This is a genomic window from Carnobacterium sp. (genome assembly GCF_049673005.1).
Classification (GTDB): Bacteria; Bacillota; Bacilli; order Lactobacillales; family Carnobacteriaceae; genus Carnobacterium_A.
Genome location: NZ_JBATXB010000026.1, coordinates 23,824 through 33,280, shown reverse-complemented (window position 1 = coordinate 33,280; position 9,457 = coordinate 23,824). Strand labels below are relative to the sequence as shown.

At 33.4% G+C, this 9,457-nt stretch carries 9 protein-coding genes; all 9 read right to left on the bottom strand.

From position 1 onward, the window contains the following. The coding region (locus WBF61_RS02405; RefSeq protein ID WP_424253592.1) for an ATP-binding cassette domain-containing protein at positions 1-164 on the bottom strand (164 nt) is incomplete at its 3' end. An 82-nt stretch (positions 165-246) separates the two neighbouring features. Further along, a complete protein-coding gene (locus WBF61_RS02400) occupies positions 247-789 on the bottom strand; it encodes a helix-turn-helix domain-containing protein (protein WP_424253590.1) in 543 nt (180 codons plus the stop codon). A gap of 177 nt (positions 790-966) precedes the next feature. Next, entirely contained in the window at positions 967-1,872 is a 906-nt protein-coding gene (gene murB / locus WBF61_RS02395; RefSeq protein WP_424253588.1) for a UDP-N-acetylmuramate dehydrogenase, read from the bottom strand. A 161-nt stretch (positions 1,873-2,033) separates the two neighbouring features. After that, a complete protein-coding gene (locus tag WBF61_RS02390) occupies positions 2,034-2,705 on the bottom strand; it encodes a potassium channel family protein (RefSeq protein ID WP_424253586.1) in 672 nt (223 codons plus the stop codon). A gap of 13 nt (positions 2,706-2,718) precedes the next feature. After that, the gene (locus WBF61_RS02385) at positions 2,719-4,098 is read right to left on the bottom strand and encodes a TrkH family potassium uptake protein (RefSeq protein ID WP_424253584.1); all 1,380 of its coding nucleotides are present in this window, start codon (positions 4,096-4,098) and stop codon (positions 2,719-2,721) included. A 132-nt stretch (positions 4,099-4,230) separates the two neighbouring features. Then, positions 4,231-5,139 (bottom strand): Gfo/Idh/MocA family protein, encoded by a 909-nt coding sequence (locus WBF61_RS02380; RefSeq protein ID WP_424253582.1) that lies wholly within the window; start codon positions 5,137-5,139, stop codon positions 4,231-4,233. Between the two features lie 276 nt (positions 5,140-5,415). Further along, the gene (locus WBF61_RS02375; protein ID WP_424253581.1) at positions 5,416-6,132 is read right to left on the bottom strand and encodes a GntR family transcriptional regulator; all 717 of its coding nucleotides are present in this window, start codon (positions 6,130-6,132) and stop codon (positions 5,416-5,418) included. Positions 6,133-6,284: 152 nt separating this feature from the next. Next, positions 6,285-7,577, bottom strand: a complete 1,293-nt coding sequence (gene celB, locus WBF61_RS02370; RefSeq protein ID WP_424253579.1) for a PTS cellobiose transporter subunit IIC — start codon at positions 7,575-7,577, stop codon at positions 6,285-6,287. Positions 7,578-7,903: 326 nt separating this feature from the next. Then, positions 7,904-9,292, bottom strand: coding sequence for a glycoside hydrolase family 1 protein (locus WBF61_RS02365; RefSeq protein WP_424253577.1), 1,389 nt, complete (start codon positions 9,290-9,292; stop codon positions 7,904-7,906). Between the last annotated feature and the right edge of the window lie 165 nt (positions 9,293-9,457).

The window sequence follows — 9,457 nt, the reverse complement described above, 5'->3', positions numbered from 1 at the left end:
CCGGCAATTAACCGTAAAATCGTTGTCTTTCCACAACCAGATGGACCAAGTAATGTATAAAATTTACCTTGTTCAATTTCAAAGTTAATATTTTTTAAAACGGGTTCATCATCATCGTATTGTTTTTTTACATTTTTAAATTGAATAACTATATTTTCTGTCATAATCGATACTCCTTCTTTAATAGATAAGCTTAGTAAACTCTATATTTATTCGTATAGATTTTTGAATACTTTCACGCAGTTCTTATAAATAAGAATCGGTTACTACCATTAGTAGACTACTTTTTCCTTGAAACGTATTGACTATTTTATGCTGCTGAGCAGCATGAAAATAAATAGATTCTCCTTTTATTGCAACAAATCTTTTTGAACCAATCTCTATGCTAACTTCCCCTTCTTTAACAAAAGCAAAGGTCTCCGCCAGTGATGGACCAAATTCTTTAAATTCACCTGCTTGTTCAAGAGTTAAAAAGATGGGCTCCATCTCATTTTCGTTTGCCTCTGGCACCAACCATTCAATCTCGTAGCCTTTTTCCAAGTCTTCGAATCGAGTTACATCTTCTCTTCGATAGACCACGCGTTGATCAACATCTTTCTCATCAAAGAAATCTTTCGGTTCGCACCCTAAAACTTCTAATATATCAAAAAAAACATCCATAGAAGGCATACTGAGATCTCGTTCCAATTGAGAGATGTATCCTTTACTTAGATCGGTTCGCTCGCCTAGCTCTTCTTGTGTAAAATTTTTTTGTATCCGTAAATTTTTTATCCGCTTACCGATTTCCATTTTTAAAACTCCTTAAAAATCAATTCAATAAATTTTAGAAAAAAGCACCTAAAGTTCATCTATAGTAAACATTAAGTTTACTAATACCTTTCAATTATAATTTTTATTGAATGAAAAGCAATAAAAAAATCAAAAACAGAAGATAAAATTCTGTTTTTGATTTTTATTCATCTCTTATTAAGAAATATTTTCTCCAATAATTCGAACTTCTGGAACGAGCTCAACACCCGCACTTTCTAAAATAGTTTTTTGAACATATTCGATTAGCTCTATATAGTCCGTTGCTGTAGCATGATTAATATTTACAATAAAACCAGCATGCTTCTCTGAAATTTGAGCACCACCCCAAGTTTTACCTTGTAATCCGGCCTCTTGGATTAACTTACCTGTAAAATAGCCTGTTGGTCGTTTAAATACACTTCCACAAGATGGATATTCTAATGGTTGCTTGGACTCTCTTAAAAAAGTTAATTCAGACATGCGTTGCTTTATTTCAACTGCTTTTCCTTTTTCTAAGCGAAACTCAACTTCTAAAACAATATCTCGTGTTTCTTGTATGGCACTATGACGGTAGCGGAATTCAAGATCTTTATTTTTTAATTCTTTTAATTCGCCACTACGAGTCAGTAGTGTTACCGCATGAATGACTTCACTGACTTCGCCTCCATAGGCACCGGCATTCATAAACACCGCTCCACCGATACTACCAGGAATACCACATGCAAACTCTAATCCAGTTAATTCTGCCTCTAAAGCTGCATAAGTTGTATCAATCAAGCGGGCTCCACTTTGTGCAATAATTTTAGTTTTTGAAATTGAAATTTCATTCATTTCAGTTAAAACCATCACAACACCATGGATACCGCCATCTTTCACGATTAAATTACTGGCATTTCCTAAAACCGTTAAAGGCAATTCATTTTTGTTAATCCACTCAACCAATTCAACTACCTCAGATTTTTCTTGAGGCAATACTAATATATCTGCTGGTCCACCTGTTTTTGTGTAAGTGTAAAGAGACAAAGGTTCTTTTTCTTTTATGATTGAATTAGGGAATTGTTCTTTCATTCTTGTTATAAGCATTAAATAATGACCCTCTCAAAGTTAATTTACTACTTAGCATTCTAACATGATACCCAAACATTTGAACAGTCTTTGTACCTTTTCTCACGACAATCTTAGACTATTCGCTATCTATTTTTATATAACTTCAGGTTTTTTTCTTTTATCCTATTTATTTAACCTTATCTTAATTTATTAAGATAATCGTAGCGCTCAAATATTTCTGACTCTGCAATTCCCACAATAATATCATTACTTTGAATAACATAATCTGGACCGAATGAAACATCTAATTTTCTTTCTGTTTTTTTCCTGATACCAATAACATTCATTTCATACCGTTTTCGTAAATCTAATTCTTCTAGGGACTGATTGATCCATTTAACAGGTGGTAAAAATTCAATTACAGCGTATTGATCATCTAAATCAACAATATCAGTAATATTGCGTCTGAGCAGACTTTTCGCTACTCGTGTACCCATTTCTTTTTCAGGTCGAATAACCGTTGTAGCTCCCACTGCTGTCAAAACTTCCATAAACATTTTATTCTTAGCTTTAGCTATAATCGTATTAATTTTCAACTTCTTGCAATTCATCACTGCTAATACGCTTGCTTCTAAACTAGTTCCTGTTGCAACAACAACAACATCGCAGTTCTCAATACCTATATTTTCTAAAAACTCTAAATCTGTAATATCTCCTTGTATTGCTTCAGTAACAAACGGTTCTACTCTGTTCACATTGCTAACGTCTAAATCTACAGCAATCACTTCACAATCAAACTCACTTAATTCCTTAGCGATTGATGATCCAAATATACCTAATCCTAACACACCAATTGTTTTTGTTGCCATTTTAAGATTTCCCCTATCCAATTAAAATATTTGTTTTAGCGTAGACTCTTTCTTTTACTCTATGTTTTTTTCTAGCAAGACTTAAGAAAATCGTAATTGGTCCTATTCGCCCAATAAACATTAAGACAATCAAAACAGTTTGGCCAATTCTTGACAATTCTGGGGTTAAGTTCATGCTAACTCCAACTGTACCCAAGGCTGAAACAGCTTCGAATAACAAAACTACAAATGGTTGTTCCTCGACAATCAGTAATATACTAAAGCCTATCATAAGGCACGCAAAGAAGCTGAAAACAACCACGATTGCTCTACGAATGGTTTCTACAGGGATAGAATGTCTTGCATAATTTATACTATTTTGACCTCTAATTTCATTTATAACTAATAATATAACCAATGCAAATGTAGTTGTTTTTATCCCTCCGGCTGCACCGCCTGGAGAACCTCCGATAAACATTAAAAAGATAGAGAATAATAACGAGAATGGTAAAACAGTTGCGTAATCTATCGTTGCAAAGCCAGCTGTCCTCATCGTAACGGAATGAAAGAATGAAGTCATTACTTTTTGGCCAACTGAAAAAGTACCAATAGAGGAATTATTATTCCATTCCACTATCATAAACATCATTGTTCCAGCTAATAGCAACGTTACTGACATATTGATTGCTAAACGAGTGTGTGGTCTTAATAAGCTGTACATTTTTTTAAAACCTAATTTTTTCTTATTCTTTATAATTGAGAAAACGTTATGGGTTACATCGAACCATACTGAAAATCCAATACCACCTAAAATGATTAATGTTGCAATCACTAAATTTACTAAAGGATCATCAACATAATTTTGTAGACTAGAGGCCCCCATGTTATCAAATCCAGCATTACAAAAACCTGAAACGGCTAGAAACAATGACGTAAATAAACCTTTAGCTAAACCAAAATCTGGAACAAAACGGAACGATAATAAAACCATTCCAATTCCTTCGATAATTAGCGTATATTTAAAAATAGACAATAAGTATTTCTTAAAATCACCAAGCTTGTCACGATTTAAAGCTTCTTTAACCGCTAACGTATCAGTATAGCTAATTTTCTTTCCAAATCTCATTAATATCGTGGCAATAATCGTCATCAGCCCTAGTCCACCAATTTGCATTAACACGATACAGATAACCTGTCCGAAAACAGTGTAGGATTCTGAGACTGGTGTAGTAGACAAGCCTGTTACACAGGTTAAAGAAACCGCAGTAAATAAGTTATCAAAGTAAGTATTTTGAGATGTAGCTGCTGTACTTATAGGCAAGCTTAATAAAATGGATCCTATGAAAATAACTGAAGCAAAGCTGAAAGCTATTCGAGCTGATATCGACAGTTTTCTAAATTTATTAGACAACATAAAGGCAACCTCTTTCTCACAAATCTTAGACGCACAAATGTATTATAGACTCATCATAAAAAAAGTAAAGCGTATTAATCAATTTATAGAGACCTATTTTTTTCAGCTTATTTATTATAAAATTCTTTTCCTTCATTTTGATTCAGTATTCTCAATAATCTCATCACACAATCGGTGAGATAATAAAGTTGATTCAGTTGAAACGGGATTTTCGCCTGACTCAATTGCTGTCAAAAACAATCGAATTAAAGGTGCAAAACCTCTTTTTTCAAGAGTTGGTTCCCAATCGCCAAACGATTGAACAGTCTGCGTACCCTTAACATCGCTTTCATATTCTGTTAAGTTAACTACTCGATGCATTCCACTAGGCGAGTGGACTTCAGCAGATTCGTGATTGGCTCCAGAAACGTAATTCATCGATGCTACACATTCCGTTTGTTCTGTTGTCAAATGAACGACACAATTAGTTAAATTTCCATCCTCTTGGTTAACTTTAAAAGTCATCGTTGTAATCGGTGTATCTAATAGGTACAAAGCCGTATCTAATACATGAATAAACATATCGTATAACGCAAATTTAATCGTCCCAGTACTATTAGGTTTTGTTTTTTGAATAAAGATCATATTTTTATTAGGAACATCTTTTAGCGTTTGTATCCTTGGAGCAAAACGGCGATTAAAACCGGCTGTAAGTAATAGATTTTTTTTATTAGCTAATTGACTTAATTCTTCTACCTCATCTAAATTTTCACTAATAGGCTTGTCTACATAAACATGAACGCCGTTCTCCAGTAATTTTTTAACGATTAAATAATGCGTAGGTGTGGCTGTATGAACGAAGGCTGCCTGGATACCACTTTCAATTAAGTCCTCTATAGAAGAATATAGATTCTTATTTCCGTATTGCTTTCCGATAGCTTGAAGTTTTTCTTGGTTACGAGTATAAAGATGCCATTCTACTTTATCTTGCATTTCCATAACAACTGGTAAATAAGCTTTTTGTGCAATTCCACCTAATCCAATAATACCAACTTTCAACATTTTCATACCTCATTTCTTTTATACAGTTTTTTAAATTTATTCAGTAGTTCATGCTCCCTATAAATGTACTATCTTTGCTCCATCATGTACAACAAAACAATAATCATTGTAAAGACACTATCATCAAGTAAATACTCTTTCTGAATATAAACGTTTTATAGAGAGATTCAAACCACACATCTCAGCTTCTTATCACGCCGATTGTAACATTAATTTTTGATTAAATGGATAAAGCATCTTAACTCTACTTCAAGTAGAACAGGATGCTTTAATGCTTTAATTGTTTTTATTAATATCAGAAATCGTGTAACTACGTGTATCGTAGCGATGCCTACTTCTAGAATATTCAAACGGTCGTCCATCTTTTAAATACACAACTTGTTCTACTTCTAGTACTGGGTCATCTACTTTACAATCAAGGTAAGTTTGATCGTATTTTGATGATTTGTCTGCATGTATTTTTCTAAACGCACCGCCAAAATATAAATCTAATTCTTCATGAATATAACGATAAATAGATTGTTCTAGTATCTCTTCTGTTAACCCTATTGCTAAATCAATCGGCATATAAGTGTGTTCCAAAACGTACGGTTTTTCGTTAACTATACGCAACCGAACAATATTATAGACTGGTTGATTTTTTTTAATCATTAAGTGTTTCATAATATCTTCTGAGGGAAATTCTACTTTGAACTCTATCACTTTACTTTCTACTTTTTGCCCACTTAATTGTTTAGTCAATCCTTCATACTCGTTTACCGCTGAATCTTGTTGGTTTAATAATGCTGTTTTCATAACAAAAGTACCAGAACCACGCTGTCGATAAATCAAACCTTCCATTGCAAGTATATCTAGAGCTTTTTTCATTGTCATACGACTGACCTCAAACTCTTTTGCTAGACTAATTTGATCTGGAATTAGAGACTCTACAGGATACGTACCTTTTATTATTCTTTTTCTTATTTCATTAGCTATCGTTTCATACTTCAACATTTGCGCACCTCCATTTTGTATCATGCACATCATACCTTATATGATTTCTAAAGACTAGTCTTTTCAAAATGCTCTTTCACTTTTTTTAGTTGTTTTACTTTTTCAAGAAATAAAAAGCGATTAATCAGTTTATGATTAATCGCTTACTAGTATTAACCTTTTTCAGGTTCACTCATTATTAGTTGATTTAAGTTGGCACGATCAATTAATTTCAAGAACGGGAACCAAATTAAGCCAATTATTGCCATATCGATCAGTTGAAGCACACCACCCATAAATGAATTTGTCGCCATAATTCCATTTATTATAACTGGCACTGTCCAAGGAACCGAAACACCTGTTGGAGTAGGGAAAATGCTTGTTGCCATCATTGTATAGTTAAAAGCAGTAACAACTATAGGCGCTAGTAACCATGGAATTAGTACCGATGCATTTAAAACTAACGGCAATCCAAAGATAAATGGCTCGTTTACATTAAAAAGACCAGGTCCTAAAGCTAGACGACCAACATCTTTTAACTGTTTACTTTTCATAATAAATGACATTAATAAAACAACGATTAATGTACTACCAGAACCTCCCATTCCTACAGTGAAAATTTCTATGAATGGTTTTGTAACGATGTGAGGTAAGGTCTCTCCCGCTTTAAAAGCATCTAAATTATCTAACATCAGTGTGTTCCAAATTGGATCCATCACTGAGTTTACAATAATTTGACCATGTAGACCAAAGAACCATAAGAATTGAACAAAAAATACGGCGATAAGTGTTGCTGGTAACCCACTACCCAAACCAGTAAGAGGTACTTGAATCACATTATATACGACATCATGTAAGTTTGTTGAGAAAAAACCTATAACTACAGCGTTCGTAACTAGAAATAATGTTAATGTTATAATAGCTGGTAACAATGCCGCAAATGATTTAGCAACTGCTGGTGGAACACCATCAGGCATTTTAATAACGATACCTCTTTTAACGACTCTTGTATAAATTTCTGCCGCAATAAATGCAGCAATCATTCCGATAAACATTCCTTTTGCCCCAAGACGATCGAGTGTTAATACTCCAGTCATGGTTTCTCCATTTTCAGTAACGGCTTCAAATGGCGTTAGAATAAGATAAGCTGCTAATGAAACCGCACCTCCATAAATTGCTTCAACATCATAAGATTTACTTAGATAGTATCCGATACCAAATGTGACGAAAATAGTCATAATTGACATTGTCGCATTCTGGCCATTTCCGAATAGTGTACCCAATGTTCCTTTGGTTGAATCACTGAAAAATGGCAAGTTATTTAAAACGACTACTATAGAACCAAACATCGTAATTGGAAATGACAACATGAACGCATCACGTAAAACTTTTAAATGACGATTTTCTCCCAGTTTTCCTGCGATAGGCATTAGTTTTTCGCCTAATTTATCAATAAATTCATTCATTGACCGATCCTCTTTTCTATATTTTTTTACTGACTGATAACTGGCCTAGTTTAAGTCAGTCTCTCTTTTCTTGAAATCGATTACATTAAAAGAATACCATTTCATTTTTATATTGTCTAGTCTTTTAATACTTAATAACTTATCTTTATTAAGTGTTGTACTGTTATTAACAATTTAATAAACGATACACCTGTTTTATTGTTATTTTTATTGTTCTATCATTTACATTTAATTCTTCATGACTAATAAAAGCAAAAAAGAGATCCCAGTTGAATGCTATACTCAACTGGAATCTCTTTCTTCTTATATAGATGAATCCTAAAACATTAAAATCCGTTTTGACTTGTCATCTCTTTAAACCAATGACCGCTTTTCTTTATCGTTCTTTTTCCTTCTTCTTTTAAATCTACTGCGATAAAACCATAACGGTTTTTGTAAGCATTCATCCAAGACCAGTTATCCATACATGTCCACATGTGGTAGCCTTGAACATTGCTTCCTTCTTGAATAGCTTGATGAACATAAATTAAATGTTCTTTAACAAATTCAATTCGGTAATCGTCTTCAACTACGCCCTCTTCATTAATATATCGTTCTTCATCTTCAACACCCATTCCATTTTCAGAAATAAAGCATCGGATGTTCCCATAATTTTCTCTTAGATTTGTTAAGATATCATAAATCCCTTTTTCATATATTTCCCATCCCCGGTAAGGATTCATTTTACGCCCAGGCATAATATAATTATCAAAATAATCATCTGGCATCGGACCATCTGCTAATTTCCCAAAAGACTCTTTAGCTTTAATTCGTCTTGGTTGATAATAATTCACACCTAATAAATCTACTGTATTTTCTTTAATAATGGTCAAATCTCCGGTCTCAATATTTGGCAGATGATCAATATCACGCAATAATTCTATTAAATCTGCCGGAAACTCTCCTTTTACCGCTGAATCTAAGAATGAGCGATTAAAGAATGCATCTGCAATTGATGCAGCTTTTACATCTTCAGCATTATTCTCATCACGAGGGTAGCTTGGTGTCAGATTTAAAATAATTCCAATTTCTCCATCAAGTTTCATCTCACGGTAACTTTTTATTGCTTTTGCACTTGCAAGAACTTCATGATACGCTACTTGAACGGCGTGCTTCATATTCACTTCATTCGGATAATGGAATTGATAGAGGTAACCTCCTTCAACGGGTACAATGGGTTCATTATGAGTAAACCATTTTTTTACTCGATCTCCAAACAACTCAAAACAAGTCTTAGTAAAGGTTTCATAAGCCTCTACTGTTTCACGATTTAACCAACCGCCTTTTTCTTGTAGCCACATTGGCATATCAAAGTGGTATAAATTTATAAATGGTTCAATATCATTAGCAAGCAGTTCATTAATAACTGCATTATAGAAATCTACCCCTACTTGGTTAAGTTTACCCGTGTTATCTGGAAATAATCTACTCCACTGAATAGACGTTCTAAAACTATTGTGCCCCGTTTGTTTCATTAGCTGGATATCTTCTTGATATTTTTTATAGAAACGGGATGTTTTTTCTGGTCCTACTTGATTAAAAAACTTTTCAGGTTCTGTTTCATACCAATGATCCCAAATGCTTTCACCTTTATTATCCCCTTCATATACCCCTTCTGTTTGTGGACCACTAGCTGCTGAACCCCACCAAAAATTTTCTGGAAATTTATAGTTCATATTTATTCTCTCCTTTTATCATTAATTAGGCAACATTTCGATTTGTCTATACATTAACTATAAAACAATTGTACATTTAAACGTAAGCGAATACAAGAAATTGTTTACTCTTATTCACTTTTTTTTAAAACTAATAAGAAAAATGAGTTTTAATTGCATTATCAA

Excerpts from the sequence above, each read along its gene's own strand:
- WBF61_RS02400 (WP_424253590.1), bottom strand. The coding sequence starts at position 789 with ATGGAAATCGGTAAGCGGATAAAAAATTTACGGATACAAAAAAATTTT.
- murB (WP_424253588.1), bottom strand. The coding sequence starts at position 1,872 with ATGCTTATAACAAGAATGAAAGAACAATTCCCTAATTCAATCATAAAA.
- WBF61_RS02390 (WP_424253586.1), bottom strand. The coding sequence starts at position 2,705 with ATGGCAACAAAAACAATTGGTGTGTTAGGATTAGGTATATTTGGATCA.
- WBF61_RS02385 (WP_424253584.1), bottom strand. The coding sequence starts at position 4,098 with ATGTTGTCTAATAAATTTAGAAAACTGTCGATATCAGCTCGAATAGCT.
- WBF61_RS02380 (WP_424253582.1), bottom strand. The coding sequence starts at position 5,139 with ATGTTGAAAGTTGGTATTATTGGATTAGGTGGAATTGCACAAAAAGCT.
- WBF61_RS02375 (WP_424253581.1), bottom strand. The coding sequence starts at position 6,132 with ATGTTGAAGTATGAAACGATAGCTAATGAAATAAGAAAAAGAATAATA.
- celB (WP_424253579.1), bottom strand. The coding sequence starts at position 7,577 with ATGAATGAATTTATTGATAAATTAGGCGAAAAACTAATGCCTATCGCA.
- WBF61_RS02365 (WP_424253577.1), bottom strand. The coding sequence starts at position 9,292 with ATGAACTATAAATTTCCAGAAAATTTTTGGTGGGGTTCAGCAGCTAGT.